This window comes from Kitasatospora sp. NPDC101157, from assembly GCF_044768255.1.
GTDB lineage: Bacteria > Actinomycetota > Actinomycetes > Streptomycetales > Streptomycetaceae > Kitasatospora.
This window is the reverse complement of the sequence record NZ_JBIWPL010000004.1, coordinates 107,750-125,211: the sequence shown is the minus strand read 5'-3', so window position 1 is coordinate 125,211 and position 17,462 is coordinate 107,750. Positions and strand designations below refer to the sequence as shown.

General features: G+C 72.5%; 17 protein-coding genes. 14 read left to right on the top strand and 3 right to left on the bottom strand.

The genetic code is table 11. The features are described from left to right. Window positions 1–29: 29 nt before the first annotated feature. On the bottom strand, window positions 30–1,403 hold the full coding sequence (locus ACIRVF_RS10305) for an MFS transporter (RefSeq protein ID WP_402815867.1): 1,374 nt from the start codon (window positions 1,401–1,403) through the stop codon (window positions 30–32). Between the two features lie 175 nt (window positions 1,404–1,578). Then, a complete protein-coding gene (locus tag ACIRVF_RS10300) occupies window positions 1,579–2,199 on the bottom strand; it encodes a TetR/AcrR family transcriptional regulator (RefSeq protein ID WP_402815866.1) in 621 nt (206 codons plus the stop codon). 377 nt (window positions 2,200–2,576) lie between these two features. Between ACIRVF_RS10300 and ACIRVF_RS10295 the strand changes: the two genes are divergently transcribed. The 13 genes from ACIRVF_RS10295 (at window position 2,577) to ACIRVF_RS10235 (ending at window position 14,148) form a co-directional block, all read left to right on the top strand. Beyond that, window positions 2,577–2,861: an acyl carrier protein gene (locus tag ACIRVF_RS10295; protein ID WP_402815865.1), complete on the top strand. Its 285-nt coding sequence runs from the start codon at window positions 2,577–2,579 to the stop codon at window positions 2,859–2,861. Continuing rightward, the gene (locus tag ACIRVF_RS10290; RefSeq protein ID WP_402815864.1) at window positions 2,851–4,107 is read left to right on the top strand and encodes a beta-ketoacyl-[acyl-carrier-protein] synthase family protein; all 1,257 of its coding nucleotides are present in this window, start codon (window positions 2,851–2,853) and stop codon (window positions 4,105–4,107) included. Before ACIRVF_RS10295 ends, ACIRVF_RS10290 begins: the two co-directional genes overlap by 11 nt. After that, entirely contained in the window at window positions 4,107–5,198 is a 1,092-nt protein-coding gene (locus tag ACIRVF_RS10285; protein ID WP_402815863.1) for a beta-ketoacyl synthase N-terminal-like domain-containing protein, read from the top strand. Before ACIRVF_RS10290 ends, ACIRVF_RS10285 begins: the two co-directional genes overlap by 1 nt. Then, on the top strand, window positions 5,195–6,721 hold the full coding sequence (locus ACIRVF_RS10280; RefSeq protein ID WP_402815862.1) for an FAD-dependent oxidoreductase: 1,527 nt from the start codon (window positions 5,195–5,197) through the stop codon (window positions 6,719–6,721). Before ACIRVF_RS10285 ends, ACIRVF_RS10280 begins: the two co-directional genes overlap by 4 nt. Then, the gene (locus ACIRVF_RS10275; RefSeq protein WP_402815861.1) at window positions 6,718–7,650 is read left to right on the top strand and encodes an AfsA-related hotdog domain-containing protein; all 933 of its coding nucleotides are present in this window, start codon (window positions 6,718–6,720) and stop codon (window positions 7,648–7,650) included. Before ACIRVF_RS10280 ends, ACIRVF_RS10275 begins: the two co-directional genes overlap by 4 nt. Beyond that, a complete protein-coding gene (locus ACIRVF_RS10270) occupies window positions 7,647–8,318 on the top strand; it encodes an HAD-IA family hydrolase (RefSeq protein ID WP_402815860.1) in 672 nt (223 codons plus the stop codon). Before ACIRVF_RS10275 ends, ACIRVF_RS10270 begins: the two co-directional genes overlap by 4 nt. Beyond that, the gene (fabG, locus tag ACIRVF_RS10265; protein WP_402815859.1) at window positions 8,315–9,025 is read left to right on the top strand and encodes a 3-oxoacyl-ACP reductase FabG; all 711 of its coding nucleotides are present in this window, start codon (window positions 8,315–8,317) and stop codon (window positions 9,023–9,025) included. The genes ACIRVF_RS10270 and fabG overlap by 4 nt, the downstream gene beginning before the upstream one ends. Window positions 9,026–9,093: 68 nt before the next feature. Next, entirely contained in the window at window positions 9,094–10,371 is a 1,278-nt protein-coding gene (locus tag ACIRVF_RS10260) for a hypothetical protein (protein WP_402815858.1), read from the top strand. Window positions 10,372–10,401: 30 nt separating this feature from the next. Further along, window positions 10,402–11,934 (top strand): MFS transporter, encoded by a 1,533-nt coding sequence (locus ACIRVF_RS10255; RefSeq protein WP_402815857.1) that lies wholly within the window; start codon window positions 10,402–10,404, stop codon window positions 11,932–11,934. Then, entirely contained in the window at window positions 11,931–12,311 is a 381-nt protein-coding gene (locus ACIRVF_RS10250) for a 3-hydroxyacyl-ACP dehydratase FabZ family protein (protein ID WP_402815856.1), read from the top strand. The genes ACIRVF_RS10255 and ACIRVF_RS10250 overlap by 4 nt, the downstream gene beginning before the upstream one ends. Then, window positions 12,308–12,796, top strand: coding sequence for a 3-hydroxyacyl-ACP dehydratase FabZ family protein (locus tag ACIRVF_RS10245; RefSeq protein ID WP_402815855.1), 489 nt, complete (start codon window positions 12,308–12,310; stop codon window positions 12,794–12,796). Before ACIRVF_RS10250 ends, ACIRVF_RS10245 begins: the two co-directional genes overlap by 4 nt. 6 nt (window positions 12,797–12,802) lie before the next feature. Next, entirely contained in the window at window positions 12,803–13,750 is a 948-nt protein-coding gene (locus tag ACIRVF_RS10240; protein WP_402815854.1) for an ACP S-malonyltransferase, read from the top strand. Next, window positions 13,750–14,148: a PPOX class F420-dependent oxidoreductase gene (locus tag ACIRVF_RS10235; protein WP_402815853.1), complete on the top strand. Its 399-nt coding sequence runs from the start codon at window positions 13,750–13,752 to the stop codon at window positions 14,146–14,148. Before ACIRVF_RS10240 ends, ACIRVF_RS10235 begins: the two co-directional genes overlap by 1 nt. A 207-nt stretch (window positions 14,149–14,355) precedes the next feature. Here the strand turns inward: ACIRVF_RS10235 and ACIRVF_RS10230 are convergent, their stop codons facing one another. After that, a complete protein-coding gene (locus ACIRVF_RS10230; RefSeq protein WP_402815852.1) occupies window positions 14,356–15,117 on the bottom strand; it encodes a 3-hydroxybutyrate dehydrogenase in 762 nt (253 codons plus the stop codon). 310 nt (window positions 15,118–15,427) lie between these two features. Between ACIRVF_RS10230 and ACIRVF_RS10225 the strand changes: the two genes are divergently transcribed. Then, entirely contained in the window at window positions 15,428–17,317 is a 1,890-nt protein-coding gene (locus tag ACIRVF_RS10225) for a regulator (RefSeq protein ID WP_402815851.1), read from the top strand. Window positions 17,318–17,462 lie beyond the last annotated feature (145 nt).

The following is a 17,462-nucleotide window of genomic DNA, read 5'->3' as shown; positions in this document are numbered from 1 at the left end:
GGGAAATCGCGATGCTATCGGCTCAACCGTCAGGTGACAGCAGGCTTTCCGACCGCGCCGCCGTCCACCGGCAGGCCCTCCGCCGACCGTTCCTCGACCTCCGCGAGGTCCTGCCCCCTGGTCTCCCGCCCGCACAGCACCGCCAGCACGGTGAGCGCCGCCGCGGCGGCCACGTACACCGAGATCGGCGTGGCGCTGCCGTGGTCCCTGAGCAGGGCGGTCGCGATCAGCGGCGCGGGCGCGCCGGCCGCCACCGAGGCGAACTGGGCGCCGATCGAGGCCCCCGAGTAGCGCATCCGGGTCGCGAACAGCTCGGAGAAGAAGGCCGCCTGCGGCGCGTACATCGCGCTGTGGAAGACCAGCCCGACGGTCACCGCCAGCACCAGCGTCCCGAAGGAGCCGGTGTCGACCATCCCGAAGAACACGAACGCCCACACCCCGACCCCGGCCGCGCCGACCAGGTACACCGGCTTGCGCCCGACCCGGTCCGAGAGCGCTCCGAACAGCGGGATCAGCGCGAACTGGATCGCGGAGGCGATGAGTACGGCGTTGAGCGCGCTCTGCTTGTCGAAGTGCGCGTGGGTGACGGCGTAGGTGAGCACGAAGGTCGTCATCACGTAGTACGAGATGTTCTCCGCCATCCGCGCGCCCATGGCCACCAGCACCTCTCGCCAGTGGTGCCGCAACACCCCCACCAGCGGCGGCTTCTGATCCGTTCTGCCCTGCCGCGCGGCCAGCGCCTGCTGGAACAGCGGCGATTCGTCCACCGCCAGCCGGATCCACATGCCGATCCCGACCAGCACCGCCGACAGCAGGAACGGCACCCGCCACCCCCAGGCCAGGAACGCGCTCTCGGACTGTACCGACGTCATCAGCGACAGCACGCCCGCCGCCAGCAGGTTCCCGGCCGGTGCGCCGCCCTGCGGCCAGGAGGCCCAGAACCCCCGCCGCCGCCGGTCGCCGTGCTCCGAGACCAGCAGCACCGCGCCGCCCCACTCGCCGCCGAGCGCGAACCCCTGCACCAGGCGCAGGGCCGTCAGCAGCACCGGCGCGGCCACCCCGACCGAGTCGTAGGTGGGCAGCAGCCCGATCGCGGTGGTCGACCCGCCCATCAGCAGCAGGCTCACCACCAGCAGCTTCTTGCGCCCGATCCGGTCACCGAAGTGCCCGAACACCAGGGCTCCGACCGGCCGCGCCGCGAAGCCGATCGCATAGGTCAGGAACGACAGCAGGGTCCCGGTCAGCGGATCGGCGTGGGGGAAGAACAGCTTCCCGAACACGAGAGCCGCAGCCGTTCCGTATACGAAGTAGTCGTACCACTCGATGGTCGTACCGATCAGGCTCGCAGCCACCACTCGGGGGAGTGAGCTGCTCACCGCCGAACCACGTGCAGAGCCCTCCATGGCTACCGCTCCTCCCAGAACCGGACGGGGACGCGTCGCCACAAGGTAGGAACCCCGCGTCCCCGGGACTATGTGGTTGACCCACGTAGCCCATGGGGTGGATATAGCCGTCCACCCCATGACGACCCCGGCTACTGGTCGGCTCTGTCCGGTCCGGACCGGGCCGTGGGGGGGATCAGGCCGACGGGGGGTCGGCTCCGAGGTGCTTCACCAGGTCGAACGCCTCCCGCCTGATCGCGGCCAGTGAACTGACGGTGCGGTCGCCGGCCTCGCGCCAGCGGCTCTGGGCGATGCGCCACGAGGCCAGGAAGACCCCGACCCGCATGTGGGTCACCAGGCTGTCCTGGGCGCCGTTCGCGACGACCCTGCCGAGGATGGTGAGTTCCATCTCGACGCAGTGGTCGAAGCTGTGCTTGGCCAGCGTCATGCTCCCGGCCGCGAGGTCGAGGGACGCGGCGAAGTCGTCGGCCCACTGTTCGCCCGCGGTCGACAGCACGTGTTCGAGCGGTTCGTTGAGGTCCGCCATCGTCGACGCCTCCGGGGACAGTTCCTCCAGGTACCGGTCCCACAGCTCGACTTCGGGGGCCAGGAACACCCCCTGCTTCTCCGGGAAGTAGCGGAAGAAGGTGCTGGTGCCCACACGGGCGTGCCGACAGATCTGCGCGACGGTGGTCGCGTCGTAGCCGAAGGCGGCGCCGAGCTCGCGCGCCGAGCGGAGGATCTGCTCCTTGACCTCGGCCTTCTTGATGTCGCGTAGCGACTCCGGCTGGTGTTTCTGAGGGGATTTGCTCGTCATAAGCGGAAGGTAGCAGCACCCGCATGGGTTTGACCCCCACTAGGCAGCGATTACCTTCTGGGTGTATAACCCTTGTGGGAGTCACCCCCACATGGGGCTGACCGTCGCTACGGGGGTGAGCGAAGACGTGGGTAGCAACCGCAGGTGGGCGTCAGTGGCCGATGACGCGGGCGGAGTCGTGCCCGCGGGAGCCGATCGCCGCCGGACCGGGGCGAGTCGAGTCCCCGACAACCGGACCGATCGGCCGCACCGCGCGTGAGCGCGCGGGAGTCCTCCGTCCACGACGGGGACTCCGCCGGAAATCGGCGTTCCAGAGCAATCCCCTTCCCGGCGTTGCCGGTGATGACGGCTGCCCATATCCAGTCATGGAGGCGCAAGTGGAAACCAAGCTCAGCGACGAGACGATCAAGCAGGTCACCCTGGAGATCGTCGTCGACGAACTCGAACTCGATGTCGAGCCCGACGAGGTCGACCTGACCGCGAACCTGATCGACGACTACGAGGCGGACTCGCTCGGCCTGATCCAGGTCCTCGCGAGGGTGAACAAGGAACTGGCGATCCGCCTGCCCCGTGAAGAGGTCGGGGAACTGCGCACCGTGGACGAGATCATCCGGCGGATCATCCAGCTGCGCGCCGCCGAGGAGGCCGGCGATGAAGGCTAGGACCCGTCGGGTGGTCGTCACCGGAATCGGCTGCGTCAGCAGCATCGGCACCGGTGTCGAGAACTTCACCGAAGGCATCAAGCACGGCCGGAGCGGGATCTCGGAGATCCGCTCCTTCGACAGCAGCGACTTCAGCAGCCACCTCGGCGGCGAAGTGCACGACTTCTCGCCGGAATCGATCGTCCGCACGATCGACCCGGGCGACTGGGGCCGGACCGCGCAGATCGCGGCCGCAGCCGCTCGGCTGGCCGCTCAGGACTCGGGCATCGAGCTGACCGAGGAACTGCGGCTGGTGACCGGGGCGATCATCGGGACGACCAACGGGGAGGCCCCCACCGTCGACACCCTCACCGGCCACTGGCTGGACCACGGCCCCGGCCTCATGGACGCCGGCCTGGTGAGCCAGTTACCCGCCGGCAACATCGCCGCCGCCGTCTCGGTCGAACTCGGCCTCCACGGCGAGACGATGACGATTCCCACGGCCTGTTCGGCGGCCAACTACGCCATCGGCAGCGCCGGCGACAAGATCGCTTCGGGCGAGGCGGACGTGATGTTCGCGGGTGGCGCCGACAGCGTCAACCGCTTCACCCACGCGGGTTTCCTCAGCCTCGGCGCCATCGCCGACGGGGTGGGAAGGCCGTTCGACCGCAACCGGACCGGCATCGTCACGGCCGAGGGCGGCGCGGTGCTCATGCTGGAGGAACTGGAGCACGCCACCGGCCGCGGTGCCCACATCTACGCCGAACTCCTCGGCTACGGGCTCTCCTGCGACGCGCACCACATCGTGCACCCGGACGCGGACAGCATCGCGGACTGCATCCGGAAGGCCCACGCGCACTCCGGGATCGACGCGGGCAGCGTCGACTACATCTCCGCCCACGGCACGGGCACACCGACCAACGACGTCACCGAAGTCACCGCGACGCGCAGCGTCTTCGGTGACGCGCACCCGCCGATGAGCTCCATCAAGTCGATGCTGGGGCACACCATGGGCGCGGCGAGCGGATTCGGTGCCATCGCCTGCTGCAAGGCGATCGAGGATTCCTTCCTTCCGCCCACGATCAACCTCACCGAGGTCGATCCCGAGCTCGGACCCGGCATCGACTTCGTCGCCGGGAAGGCTCGGAGCGCGGACGTGAAGGTCGCCCAGAACCACGGTTTCGCGTTCGGCGGGAACAACGCGATCACGATATTCGGCGCCGTCACGGATCGTCCCGTGGCCGCCGCGACGGGGGAGTCGCTGTGATGAGCCGGACCGGTGCACCTCGGATCACCGACATCTCCGTCCTGTCCGTCGCCGGCCTCGGCACGGACGCGTTACGGGAACGCCTGAACGCGGCCGACGGTCTGCCGCAGAACCCGCCGCCGGAGGCGGACGCCGGTGACTACGTCGGAATTCCCGGCCGGATCTCGGCCGTGCCCTCCTTCAGGATCACCGATTACGTGCCCAAGAAGGGCACGAAGAACATCGACCGCACCACCGCCCTCGGACTGGCGGTCAGCGCCACGCTCAAGCGCACGCTGACCGAGCGGGCCGGAATCACCGACGACTCCTGGCTGTCCACCGGGGTCGCGATGGGCAGCACGGTGGGCAGCCTCCGCAGCAGCATCGAACTGGACTCCCGGGTGATCGAGGGGGCCGGCATCGACCTGGTCAACCCGGCCCAGTTCCCCAACACCACGATGAACTGCTGCGCCAGCCAGATCGCGATCTGGCACCGGTTCAGCGGCCCCAACTCCACGCTGGCCAACGGGAACCTCAGTGCCGTCTCGGCGCTGCAGTACGCGGCGCGGCTGATCAGCCGCGGCCACGGGCAGCGGATGCTGGTGGGCGGGGTGGAGGAGCTGTCCCCGCACACGGCCTGGGGCATCCGCTCGAAGAAGATCGTGCACGAGACCGTGCCGGTCAGCGAGGCCGCCGCGGTGTTCGCGCTGGAGCCCGAGGGGCTCAGCGAGGCGCCCGCGCTGGCGACCGTACCGGCGTGCGCGGTGGGCTTCGCTCCCGACCGCTCGGCCGCCGGCTACAGCGACGCCCTGCGCCGGGTGATCACCGGAGTGCTCCGGCAGGCCGGGGTGGAGGGCACCGCCGTCGACCTCGTCCTGCCCGGTTCGGAGAGCACGGTGCTGGCCGCGGCCGAACAGGCCGCACTGGCCGGCTTCGCGGCTCCGCGGGTGGACGTGCGCAAGGCGCTCGGCGAGTGCGGCAGCGCCACCGGGGCCCTCCAGGTCGCGGCCGCCCTGGCGGTCGGACGGCCCGGCGACACGGCGCTGATCACGGGGATCGACATCTCCGGCGCCGTCGGTGCGGCCGTCCTGCGGATCGGGGCCGGGACATGAGCCCCCGGATCCTGGTCGTGGGCGCCGGCCCGGTCGGCCTGTCCGCCGCCGTCTCCCTGCGCCTCCAGGGGCTGCCGGTGACCGTGGTCGACAAGGCCGCCGCCCCGCACACCCACCCGAAGGCCGTGGTGCTCTGGCCCCGCGCGCTGGAGAGCTTCGAACGCCTGGGCGTCGCCGACCGGTTGGTGGCCGAGGGCCACCGACTCACCGGCCAGCACTACCACTCCAACGGCACCCGCGTCGCCAGCATGACCTTCCGCAGGCTGCGGCACACCAAGTACCCGTACGCGCTGGCCATCCCGCAGCACACCACCGAGCGCGTCCTGCGGGACCGCCTGTCCGAGCTCGGCGGCTCGGTCCGCACCCACACCGAACTGACCGCTCTGCGGCAGGACGCGGACGCGGTGACCACGACGCTGACCGACCTGGAGACCGGCGCGGCGCGGGAGGAGGCCTACGACTGGTTGATCGGCGCGGACGGCGTCCACAGCGCCGTCCGCTCGGCGATCGGCGTCGAGTTCGTGGGCCAGACCTACGAACAGACCTTCCTCCTCTCGGACGGCCCCTGCGACACGGAGCTCTCCACCGACTCCGCGCACTACTTCATGACCGACACCGGTGTGCTCGTCATGGTGCCGCTCCCGAACGAGCAGTGGCGCGCCTTCATCAGCGCGCCCCGCGAGATCCCGGAGGGCGAGGCGCTGGTCGACACGGTGGCGCGCGTGGTGGGCCGGCGGTCGCCCGTCCCGGTCCGGTTCCTCGACGGCCACGTGGCCGGCCGGTTCCGGATCCACCGCAAGGCCGCGGAACACGTGTGGCGGGACAGGGTGTTCCTGGTCGGGGACGCCGCCCACGCGCACAGCCCGGCGGGCGGGCAGGGCATCAACACCGGCGTGGAGGACGCGACCGGCCTCGCCTGGCGCCTCGGCGCGATCTGCCGCCACCCGCGGTCCGCGGCGGAGTCCGGCCGGGTCTTCACCCAGTGGGCGGACGAACGCCACCAGGTGGTCGAGAACGTGCTGCGCGACACCGACCTCCAGACCCGGCTCTGGGGTGTGCGCGGACTGCGCCGCCGCCTGCGGGACGCGGTGCTGTACGGCGCCGAGCGCACCGGGCTGCTCGACCGCGTGGTGATCCCCCGCCAGACCCAGATCGCCCAGCGGTTCAGCCCGGGCCCCGGGCAGGGCCGTCCGAAGGCCGTCGGGGTGCTCCGCAGCCACGCCAGGCTGCCGAACGTCGCGATCCCCACGGACACCGCCGGCGGGGCGCGCCTGCACGACTTCCTGTCGTTGACCGAGCCGGTCGCCATCGAGTTCGACCCCGCGGGCACGGCGGGCCGCCACAGCAAGGTGCGGCACTCGGTCGTCCAGCGGGCGGGGCGCGACGTCGTGTCGCTGACCGGGCCGGCCCTGCGGTCCGCCCTGGGCATCAGCCGGCGCGTCACCTGCGTCGTGCGCCCGGACGGGATCGTGGCCGACATCGCACCGGAGACCGCTCGCAACAGGGGGGACAGCACTCGATGACCACGGCCGTCAACCGCATCACCCAGGAGCTGGTGCACCGCGCGAACCAGGAGATCCTGGTCTCCCCGCCGAGTTGGGGCGCCGAACACCGCTACCACACCACGACGGTCACCACCGACATCAGCTCCTACTACCTGGACCACCACGGCCGGCACCGGCTCGACCTGCTGCTGATGACCGAGGCGTGCAGACAGGCGGCGATCAGCGCGGCGCACCGCTTCGAGGGCGTTCCGCTCGGGGTCGCGGCGTTCTTCAACTCCATCGACATCCGGCTGAGCAACGTCGACACCCTGGTGAACTCCACCAAGGAGCTGATGATCACCACCTCCATGGAGCAGATGAAGCTGCGCGCCGACGGTTCGCCGAAGCAGATCGTCTACTCGCAGGAGGCCGTCGTCACCGGTTCGAACGAGCCCGTGCTGAACTCGCGGATGGCCGTCCAGGGGGTGCCCAAGGGGCGGTACGCGGACCTGCGCGCCTACCAGCGCAACGGTTCCCCGGCACCGACCACCGCGACGATGCGGGCCACCTTCCGGCGCCACCGGGACATCGCCGAGCCCGCGCGGGTCGGCCGGACGCAGACGGCCAACGTCGTGCTGGCCGGGCTGGAGCGGACCGCCGACGGGGCCACCGCGCTCCTCGACGCGGACCTGGCCAACACCAGTCTGTTCGACCACGACTACGACCACTACCCCGCGATGGTGCTCATCGAAGCGGGCCGCCAGCTCGCCCTGGCCTGCACCGACCGTCCGGTGGACTGGATCATCAGCGGCTGCCGCGCGGAGTTCCCCGGGTTCGCCGAACTCGACACCCGGACCACCGTCCTCGCCCGCAGGTCCGGCAACGAGGTCGAGGTCAGCTGCCGGCAGGACGACCGCGTCGTCACCGGGATGTGGTTCGAACTGACGTCGATGGCGAGGCGGTCATGACCCGGATCGCGATCTGGAGCGACTTCCGCGGCGTCCTCACCCCGCCGCTGGCCGAGGGGGTGCGACGGTTCTGCGAGGGCACGGACTTCACCCCCGCGCAGATCGTGCGGTGCCTGCGCGCGATCGCCGAGCGCCACGGCTGCCCGGACGGAATGGCGGTGCTCGACTCCGGCGTCCTCGACGAGCGCCGCTGGACCGGGGAGATCGAACGCGAACTGCTCGGCCGCTACGACGTCTCCGCCGACCTGTCCGACTTCGCCACCCGCTGGTGGAGCGACCGGCGGCTCGACGAGGACTGGGTGGCGGCCCTGCGGGAGTGGCGGGCGGCCGGCGCCTTCGTCGGGCTGATGTCCAACCTGCCGGTCGAGTGGCGGGGCCACCTGGCCGCCTTCCCCACCGTCGCGGACGGCTTCGACGACGTCGTGCTGTCCTGCGACGTCGGCACCCGCAAACCCGAAACCCGGATATTCCGTCTCGCCGAGGCCCGCTCGGGCCTGGCCCCCCGGTTCAACGTCCTGGTCGACGACCTGCCGGGCAACGTCGCAGGCGCCCGCGAGGCGGGCTGGTGCGGCGTGCTCTCCGGCGGGGACGCGACGAAATCCGCGATCGCGCTCATCGACTCGATGATCAGCGGCTCCGCGGCGATCTGTGAAGGAGTGTCGCGATGAGCTCGCGATCGGCATTTGTCACCGGGGCCAACCGGGGCATCGGCGAGGCCATCGCCAGGGACCTGGCCAAGCGCGGGTACCGCGTCGTCGGCACCTACCGCAGCACCCGCCCCGAGGTGGACGGCGTCTCGTTCGTCCACTGCGACGTCCGCGACCCGGACTCGGTGGCCTCGGCGGTGCGCGAGGCCCGGGAGGTGCTCGGCGAGATCGACATCGTCGTCAGCAGCGCGGGCATCACCCAGGACGGGCTGCTGGTCACCCAGAACGCCGACGACGTGGCCGGCGTGCTGGACACCAACCTCACGGGCGCCTTCAACGTCGTCCGCGAGGCGGTGTCCGACATGATGTCGAACAAGTGGGGCCGGATCGTGTTCGTCTCCTCGGTCATGGGCCTGTGGGGCTCGCCGGGGCAGACCAGCTACTCCGCCTCCAAGAGCGGGCTGATCGGCCTGACCCGCTCCCTCGCCTGGGAACTGGGCCGGGCGCGCATCACGGCCAACGCCGTCCTGCCCGGCCTCATCGAGACCGAGATGATCGCCGGTCTGACGGACCGCAGGCGCGACCAGGTGGTCTCCCAGACCCCGCTGCGCCGCACCGGAACACCCGAGGAAGTGGCCGCTCTGGTCGGCTTCCTGATCTCCGACGAGGCCGGGTTCATCACCGGGGCCTCGATACCCATCGGGGGCGGCATCGGGATGGGCGTGTGACCCGCCCGCCCGCCCCGTCCGCCCCGCCCCTGACAACCGATCCGAACCACCGATAGGAACACCCAGACATGGACGCAGCCCTGACCACCTCCTTCCGCCCCTGGCGCGAGGAGTACGTGACCCTCCCGGTGCCGACCGGGACTTCCACGGACGCCTCGATCGGCCTGCTGAAGATCGGCAACCCGCACGCCTCCACGGTCGTGCTGTTCCTCGGCGGCAAGGAGGGCACGGCCGCCGGCTTCACCGCCCTGGGCCGCAGCGTCGCCGCGGTCGCGCCCGACCTCCAGTTCTGGGCCATGGACCGGCGCGAGGCGTTCCTCGCCGACACCTCCCGCGCCGGGGCGCCCCTGGACCAGGCCGTGGCCTACTACCTCGACGGCGGCTACCGGCGCCCCGACGAGGCCCGGTTCGCCGAGTACGCCGAGTGGGGGCTTCAGGTCCTGGTCGACGACATCCGGGTCGCGGTCGCCGCGGCCGCCGAGGGCGGGCGCAAGGTCCTGCTCGCGGGGCACTCCGTGGGCTCCGCCGAAGCCGTGCACTACGCGAGCTGGGACTTCGACGGCGTCGGCGGCCACCGGAGCATCGACGGCCTGATCCTGGTCGACGGCGGTGCGCTCAACGCCTTCCGCGGCGCCGGCATGGAGTTCGGCATCGACCTCGCCACCGCGCAGGGCTGGCTCGCCGGCATCCGCGCGGGCGGCGTGTTCGAGACCGACACCTCGACGTCGGCCACCCTCGGCTTCGACGGCCCGCCGGAGACCGCCGCGCTGTTCTACAAGCTGGCGGCCCGCGCGGTGCTGGAGCAGCCCACCGCCGTCTCGCCGCTGGCCGCCCACCTGCCGGAGCGGTACCCCGTCTCGGCCTCGGCCACCAACCACGAGGTCTTCGCCGCCCTGGTCAACCTGGGCAACGCCAAGCCGGGATACGGCGTGACGGCCGGGCACTTCGACGGTGGCACCTGGGTGCAGGACGGCCCGACCCGGCTCGGTGTCGTCGCCCACGCCCACGCGCTCGGCGCGGGCGGGTTCCAGTGGCACACGCTGAACCGCACCCTGCTCGACCTGATCGCCGCGGACCCGCTGCGGCCGAACGAGATCACCGAGCTGCTCGGCCTGCGCGGCCTGCACGCCAAGGAGATCGACGTCCCGGTGCTGGCCTACGCCTCCGCGTTCACCAACGGCTCCTCGCTGGAGGCCGCGAAGGAACTCGCCCAGCTGTCGGCCATCAGCCGTCTCGACCTCGTCGAGGACAAGGCCCTGAGCCACCACGACGTCCTGTTCGCCGACCTGCCCGCCAACTCCCTCGTGCGTGCCATCACCTCGTTCGCGGGCTCGCTCGCCGCGTAGGCCAACACCTCACAGACAGGAAGTCCAACAGTGACCAGCACGGAGTCCGTCATCCACACGGGCACCGCCGCCACCCGCGAACGCCGCACACCGTCGTGGTCGGTGCTCGCGGTGGCCGCGGTGGCCGTCGTGATCGTGCCCCTCGGAGTCAGCGGCACGCCGCTCCTGCTACCGGGGATCGGCACCGACCTGGGCGGTGGCCTGGCCCCGCTCCAATGGGTGGTCAACGCCTACAACGTGGCCGCGGCGAGCACCATGCTCGCCACGGGCGTGCTCGCCGACCAGTACGGCAGGCGCCGGGTCTTCCGCCTCGGCGCCGGGATGTACCTGGCCTCCCTGCTGGTCACCGTCCTGGCCCAGAGCACCCTGGTGATCGACGTGGCCAGGGCCGCCGCCGGGATCGGGGCCGGCGCCATCGTGACGTCGATGACCGCCATCGTGGCCAACTCGTTCGACGGCCCGGCCCGGGCCAAGGCCTTCGGGCTGGTCGGTGTGGTGATCGGCGCCGGGCTCGCGCTCGGGCCGACCATCAGCGGCTTCATCGCCCAACTCCTGAACTGGCGGGCGGTGTTCGGGTTCCATGCGGTGATCGTGGCGGCGGGCCTGCTCGGCTCGCTGGTGCTGACCGAGTCCCGCAGCAAGGGCGGCAACCGCTTCGACTTCCTCGGGGCGGGCCTGTTCACCGCCGCGCTGCTGCTGCTCACGATCGGCACGATCGAGGGCCCGCAGTCGGGATGGGCCGACGCGCGCACCATCGCCCTGTTCGCGGGCGCGGTGCTGACCTTCGTCCTGTTCGTCCTCCACGAGCGGCGCACGAGCAACCCGATGTTCGAACTGGGCCTTTTCGCCGACCGCCAGTTCCTCACCGTCAACCTGGTCAACATCGAGTTCGCGTTCGGCTTCATCGGGCTGCTCCTGCTGCTCCCCGCCTTCCTGTTCAGCGTGGGCGGACTGGGCAACGGCGCGGCCGGCCTGCGGATCCTGCTGCTGACCGTGCCCATCTTCCTGGTGCCGATGGTGTCCGGCCGGCTGAGCGCCGCGGGCGTGCCGCTGCGGCTGATCCTGGTCGGCGGCCTCGCCCTGATCGGCCTCGGCGCGTTCGGGCTGACCTTCGTCGAGGGCGACAGCGCGCTGTGGGCGCTGGCGGTCCCGCTGGCCGTCACCGGCGCAGGTGTCGGTGTGCTCAACGGCGTGATGGACGGTGCGGCGGTCGGCTCCGTGCCGAACACCTCGGCGGGCATGGCGGCGGGGATGTTCAACACCATCCGGCTCGCCGCGGAGTCCCTCGCCTCCGTGGTCGTCGTCGCCCTGGTCGCCTCGTTCGTCAACACCCGGCTCGCGGACGCCTCGCTGCCCGCGGACCTCAACGCCGCCAAGGCGGCGGACGAGTTGGCCGCGGGTGACGTCAAGCAGCTCTTCGCGCAGCACCCGGACCAGGTCTCCACCCTCGCCTCGGCGCACGCCTCGGCGTTCCACCAGGTGATGTGGATCTCGGTGGTTCTGGCCGCGCTGTCGGTGGTGGCCGTGCTGGTGCTGCTCCGCCGCCAGGACGGCGAGCGGTGACCGCCGCCCGGCAGTTGCCGCTGTCCGCGGTGGACGCGGTCGAGGCGCGGGAGGGCGGGTTCCTCGGCCGCAAGCGGGTGCGCGCCGACGACCCCTACCTGGCCGGGCACTTCCCGTCGCTGACGGTCTACCCCGGTGTGTTCCTGATCGAGGGCGTGCAGCAGATGCTCGAACTCCACCTGGACGGCGCGCCCGGGGGGATGGAACTGGTCTCCGTCGAGTCGGCCCGGTTCAGCCTGCCGGTCCTGGCGGGGGAGGAGGTGCTGTTCGACACGAGCGTCACCGGAGAGCGCCCGCTGCTGTCGACCACGACGACCTGCACCGTCGGCGGCCGGCGCTGTGCCCGGATCGCCGCGACCTGGAGGTGCGCGTCATGACCGGGTACCCGGACCCGGCCGACCTGCTGCCGTACGGCCACCCGGCGCTCCACGTCGACCGGATCCTCGCCCACGCGCCGGGCGAGCTGACCGCCGTCAAGGCCGTGTCCCGGCACGAGCTCGGCGGCCACGCCGGATCGGCCCGGCCGGCCCGGCTCCCGTCGACCCTGGTGCTGGAGTCCTTCCTCCAGGCGTGCGGGCTGCTGGCCGTGCTCGACGCCGAGGAGGGTTCGCGTGACCGGCTGCTGGTGTTCGGGTCGGCCCGCAACCTGCGCTTCGAGGGATCGGTCCGGGCGGGCGAGCTCCTCGTGCACTCGGTGCGGCTGCTCGACGCGCACGAGGACACCGCGGTGTTCTCCGGGGTTTCCCGCACCGGTGACGGACAGCCCGTGCTCACCGTGGAGCGCGCGATCACCCTGAGCCGGCCCCCGGACTCCCTCGCCACGGCGAGCAGCGCCGACCGACCTGCCGTCCAAGGAAAGTGAGGCACCATGTACGACCACGTGATCACCGTGCCGGGTCAGGGGGCGCACCGACCGGGGATGCTCGACTCCTGGCTGGCGTCGGCACCGTACGCCCGGGAGCTGCTCGCCGAGTGGTCCGAGGCCGCCGGGCTCGACCTGCTGGAGGCCGGCCGTGACGCCGCCGCGATGGCCGACACCGCCGTCGCGCAGCCGCTGATCACGGCGACGGCGCTGCTGTCGCTGGAGCGGCTGCGGGCCCGGCTGGACGTGGACCCCGACCGGGTGCTGTACGCCGGGCACTCCGTCGGCGAGCTGGCCGCGGCCGCGGGTGCGGGCTACCTGTCCCCGGAGGCGGCGGTCGCCCTCGCCCGGGAACGCGGGAAGGCCATGTCGGCGGCGTGTGCGACGGCCCCGACCGGCATGGCGGCGTGCATGCCGTCCAAGCGGGACGGCGCGGCGGACGAGGCGATCGTCGACGCGATCCGGGCCGGGGGACTGTCCGTGGCCAACTGGAACGGCAGCCACCAGTTCGTGGCGGCCGGTCCCTCGGCCGCGGTCGAGGCCTTCGGCGCGAAGCCGCCGGCCGGCGTGCGGGTGGTCCGGCTTGAAGTGGCCGGGGCCTTCCACACCGAGGCGATGGCTCCGGCCCTGGAGCCCTTCGCCCGCGCCGTGGCCCGGGCGCCGTGGCGGTCGCCGGACTCCGCGATGCTGGGCAACGGTGACGGCGCCCTCGTCGGCGGACCGGACGACCTCCGGCAACGGCTGGTCGCGCAGCTCACCTCGGCCGTGCGGTGGGACCTGTGCGCGGAGTCCGTCGCCCGGCACTCCTCGGCGCGGACGCTCCACGTCGAGCTGGCGCCCGCGGGGCCGTTGACGAAGCTGGCCGAGCGGGCCCACCCCTGGATGCGGACGGTGGCCCTGCGTTCGGCGGACGACCTGGACGCGGTACCCGCTCTCGCCGGCAGTGGCGCCTGATGGCCCGCCAGGTGGTGCCGGCCGGCCACGAGGACCTGCTGATCCGGCCGCTCTTCTGCCATCTGGGCACCCTCCGGGCGGACGGCGCCCCGCAGGTCAACCCGATGTGGTTCCTGTGGGAGGAGGGTGAGTTGTCGTTCAGCACGTCCACCACCCGGGTCAAGTACGCCAACGTCCGGCGGGACGACCGGGTCTCCGTGTCGGTCAACGACCCGGAGCAGCCGTACCGCTACCTGGAGGTCCGGGGCCGGGTGCACCGGATCGTGCCGGACACCGAGGGCGAGTTCTTCCGGCGCCTGGCCGGCCGGTACGGCCGTGAGCTCAACGGGCAACTGCCCCCGGACGTCCTCACCCGGGTCCGCCTGGTCGTCCGGCCGGAGGTGGCCCGGTACCAGTGACTCCGGGGACCCGGCGGCCGTAGGGCCACTGATCGACCGCGACCGGCGGTGCGCCGGCGGTGGTCCCCGTGGACGAGGCGTCCGCGGGGGGCACCGCCGGTTCTTTCGTCCAGGGGCGCCGGTGTCGTGCGCGGTCTCGTCCGCGGTCGCGATGCGCCCCCGTGTCGGTGTGCCCGTTCGGTGGGCCCCGTGTCGGTGAGCCCCGTGTCAGTGCGCCGTCCAGCCGCCGTCGATGGGAAGGCTGGCGCCGGTGATGTACGCGGCGGGCGGGGTGCAGAGCCAGAGGGCGAGTTGTGCGACCTCGTCCGGTTCGATGAGGCGCTTGACCGCGGTGCGGTCGAGCATGATCCGTTCGACGACCTCGTCCTCCGGGATGCCGTGGGCCAGGGCCTGGGCGGCGATCTGCTTCTCCACCAGGGGGGTTCGGACGTACCCGGGGTTGAGGCAGTTGCTGGTGACGCCGTAGGGGGCGCCCTCCAGCGCGACGGTCTTGCTGAGGCCCTCCAGGGCGTGCTTGGCGGTGACGTACGCGGACTTGAAGGCGCTGGCGCGCAGGCCGTGGACGGAGGAGACGTTGACGATCCGGCCCCACTCCCGCTCGTACATGTGCGGGAGCGTGCGGCGCAGGATGCGGAACGGGGCCTCGACCATGACGCGTTGGATGAGGGTGAAGCGGTCGACGGGGAACTCGTGCACGGGCGCCACGTGTTGGAGCCCGGCGTTGTTGACCACGATGTCGGCGTCGGCCGGCAGGGCGTCCACGGCCCCGGGATCGGCGAGGTCCGCGACGATCGCGTGCCCGCCGATCCGGTCCGCGAGCTCCCGGGCCGGGCCGGCCGCGAGGTCGACGACGTAGACCCGGGCGCCTGCCCCGGCGAGGGCTTCGGCGCAGGCCCGGCCGATACCCGAGGCGGCCCCGGTGACCAGGGCCGTGCGGCCGTCGAGCGGGCGGGCAGTAGAGGTGTCCATGGCCGAGAACGGTAGGAATCCGGCGGCGCGGCTCCCATGTGGCGGACCGACACAGCAGGACCGCTGACCATGGCGTCAACCACTACGAGTGTCGATCGACGGTTCGACCCCGGAAGGCCAAACCCATCGTGACCTCGCTTCCCCACAATGGGCGCGGTTGCTTCACCCGTTCGGAGGATTGCTCGGTCAGATCCACCCATAGCGCCCGAATGCTCGCTACATTCACGCCGATTCCCGACAGGGGGCGCCGCCCCGGGCGAGCCGAAGTGCTGGTGGAGCCCGGTGCGACGTCCGAGAGGTGTTGACTGACATGCCCCAACGGCCTGCAACCGACAGCCCGGCGTACGGACCGCTCGACCCGCTCGGCCAGCGCCGAGGCCAGGTCGGCCGGGGCCTTCCGGACGCCCCCGACGCCCTGACCGCCGACACGCTGACCGGCGACACGCTGACCGCTGACACGCTGACCGCCGACGCCCCGACCGCCGACGAGCTGCGGCTGCCCGCGCAGACCACACCCGCCCGGCACGAAGCCACCGCCGCCCCCGCGACCACCAGCGGTCACGGCAGCCACACCGGCCACTCCGGCCCGTCGCCGCAGAACGGCCAGCTCGCCGCCCTGATCGAGGAGGCCGGCTTCTCGCACGCCGGGCTGGCCCGCCGGGTCGACCAGCTCGGCCTGGAGCACGGCCTCGACCTGCGCTACGACAAGACCTCGGTCACCCGCTGGCTGCGCGGGCAGCAGCCCCGCGGCGCCACCCCGGCGCTGATCGCCGAGGTCTTCACCCGCCGCCTCGGCCGCCGCCTCACCGCCCAGGACCTCGGCCTGGACGCCTGCGCCCCGGTCTACGCGGGCCTGGAGTTCGCCGAGACCCCGCAGGAGGCGGTGGACATCGTGGCGAGCATGTGGCGCAAGGACAACGGCCCGCAGTCCGAGCTGCGCCGGATCGCCTTCACCCCGGCCGGCCTGGTCGTCCCCAGCCGGGACTGGCTGATCGGCCGCACCGACGAGCGGGTCGCCCGGGACGGCTCCACCCTGGCCCGCCCGGACGCCGGTCCGCCCGGCGCCGCCCCCGGCGCACCGGCGCCCGCCGTCCCGGGCACGCCCGCCCTGAGCCCGGCGCGCCCCCAGCCCGTCGGCACCCCCGGAGCCCCGGGCAGCCCCGGCGCCCGCAGCACCGCCGGAACCACCGGCACCGCCGCCACCATCGGCCGGGTGCCCACCCAGAGCCGCCGCCCGCCCACCGCCGTCGAACCGCCGTACACCGACCCGACCCGCGAGGCCCGCCCCGCCCTGCGGGTCGGCCGCGGCGACATCGCCGCCATCCGCGCCGTCGGCGACCTCTTCCGCGCGCTCGACCACGCCTACGGCGGCGGCCACGCCCGCCAGGCGCTGGTCCGCTACCTGGAGAGCGAGGCCGAGCCGATGCTGCGCGGCCGCTACGGCGAGCAGATCGGCCGGGCCCTGTTCGGCGCCGTCGCCGACCTGACCAGGCTGGCCGGCTGGACGTCCTTCGACATCGCCGCGCACGGCCTCGCCCAGCGCTACTTCGTCCAGGCGCTGCGGCTCTCCCAGGCAGCCGGGGACCGCGCGCTCGGCGGCTACGTCCTGGTGACGATGAGCCAGCAGGCCGTCCACCTGGGCCACGGGCGGGAGGCCGTCCAGCTCGCCCGGGTCGCCCAGCAGGGCGTCGGCACCGCCGTCCCGCCGGTGGTCCAGTCGCTGATGCACGCCGCCGAGGCCCGCGGGCACGGCCTGCTGGGCGACGTCCGCTCCTGCACCACGGCGCTGGTCCGGGCCGAGCGCTCGCTCGCGGCCTCCCGCACCGGCGACGAACTGCCCTCCTGGGCGCGGTACTTCGACGAGGCCCAGCTCTCCGACGAGTTCGCCCACTGCTACCGCGACCTCCAGCAGTGGCGCACCTCCGCGCAGCACGCCGAGAAGTCGCTGCGGCTGCGCTCGCCCGCCTACGCGCGCAGCCGGATCTTCTGCCGGCTGGTGCTGGCCACCGCCCGGCTCGGCATGGGGGACCTCGACGAGGCCTGCACCATGGCCACCGACGCGCTGCGGGCGGCGGGGGAGATGCGCTCGGCCCGCTCGCTGGAGTACGTCCGGGACTTCCACCGCCGCCTCACCCCGTACCGGGGGAGCCAGGTGGCCCGCGCCTTCGAGGAGACGGCCCGCCAGGCGGGGGTGATCTGAACCGCGCACCCCGGCCGGACGACCCGGAAGGTGACCGGGCCGGGAGCCCACCGGCTCCCGGCCCGGAGCCTCGGGGTCCGTCGGTCCGTCGGTCCGTCGGTCCGTCACCCCGGCCGGACCGCTCCCGTGCTTGCACCGGGCGGAG

Excerpts from the sequence above, each read along its gene's own strand:
- ACIRVF_RS10245 (WP_402815855.1), top strand. The coding sequence starts at position 12,308 with ATGACCGGGTACCCGGACCCGGCCGACCTGCTGCCGTACGGCCACCCG.
- ACIRVF_RS10235 (WP_402815853.1), top strand. The coding sequence starts at position 13,750 with ATGGCCCGCCAGGTGGTGCCGGCCGGCCACGAGGACCTGCTGATCCGG.
- ACIRVF_RS10240 (WP_402815854.1), top strand. The coding sequence starts at position 12,803 with ATGTACGACCACGTGATCACCGTGCCGGGTCAGGGGGCGCACCGACCG.
- ACIRVF_RS10285 (WP_402815863.1), top strand. The coding sequence starts at position 4,107 with ATGAGCCGGACCGGTGCACCTCGGATCACCGACATCTCCGTCCTGTCC.
- ACIRVF_RS10290 (WP_402815864.1), top strand. The coding sequence starts at position 2,851 with ATGAAGGCTAGGACCCGTCGGGTGGTCGTCACCGGAATCGGCTGCGTC.
- ACIRVF_RS10300 (WP_402815866.1), bottom strand. The coding sequence starts at position 2,199 with ATGACGAGCAAATCCCCTCAGAAACACCAGCCGGAGTCGCTACGCGAC.
- ACIRVF_RS10225 (WP_402815851.1), top strand. The coding sequence starts at position 15,428 with ATGCCCCAACGGCCTGCAACCGACAGCCCGGCGTACGGACCGCTCGAC.
- fabG (WP_402815859.1), top strand. The coding sequence starts at position 8,315 with ATGAGCTCGCGATCGGCATTTGTCACCGGGGCCAACCGGGGCATCGGC.
- ACIRVF_RS10280 (WP_402815862.1), top strand. The coding sequence starts at position 5,195 with ATGAGCCCCCGGATCCTGGTCGTGGGCGCCGGCCCGGTCGGCCTGTCC.
- ACIRVF_RS10230 (WP_402815852.1), bottom strand. The coding sequence starts at position 15,117 with ATGGACACCTCTACTGCCCGCCCGCTCGACGGCCGCACGGCCCTGGTC.
- ACIRVF_RS10275 (WP_402815861.1), top strand. The coding sequence starts at position 6,718 with ATGACCACGGCCGTCAACCGCATCACCCAGGAGCTGGTGCACCGCGCG.
- ACIRVF_RS10305 (WP_402815867.1), bottom strand. The coding sequence starts at position 1,403 with ATGGAGGGCTCTGCACGTGGTTCGGCGGTGAGCAGCTCACTCCCCCGA.
- ACIRVF_RS10260 (WP_402815858.1), top strand. The coding sequence starts at position 9,094 with ATGGACGCAGCCCTGACCACCTCCTTCCGCCCCTGGCGCGAGGAGTAC.
- ACIRVF_RS10270 (WP_402815860.1), top strand. The coding sequence starts at position 7,647 with ATGACCCGGATCGCGATCTGGAGCGACTTCCGCGGCGTCCTCACCCCG.